This is a genomic window from Vibrio sp. 10N.222.55.C6, from assembly GCF_041473395.1.
GTDB classification, from domain to species: Bacteria; Pseudomonadota; Gammaproteobacteria; order Enterobacterales; family Vibrionaceae; genus Vibrio; species Vibrio crassostreae_C.
In genome coordinates, this window is the sequence record NZ_JBFRSD010000393.1 from 1 (window position 1) to 217 (window position 217).

Annotated in this window: 1 pseudogene; it reads left to right on the top strand. The window is 43.3% G+C overall.

Annotated elements, in window-relative coordinates:
* A pseudogene (locus AB4486_RS24275) lies at positions 1–215 on the top strand (YjiH family protein); the annotation flags it as partial.
* Between the last annotated feature and the right edge of the window lie 2 nt (positions 216–217).

Genomic DNA, 217 nt, shown 5'->3' on the forward strand with positions numbered 1-217 from the left:
TTAACTTCTTCTCTTCAGGTGCGGTGCTGTTCACTCTAACCGCGATGGACGGCTCTTTAGCGGTGACATCGTCAATTGGTTTGGCTGTCGCTGTGATGTTTATCTTTAAGTTTGTCGGCGCGAATCTGTTCCGTATTTACCTCAACATTACTGAAGGCAAAGAAGACAAACCAAAATCAGACAAAGAACAAAAACTGGAAGAGGAAGTAGCATAATG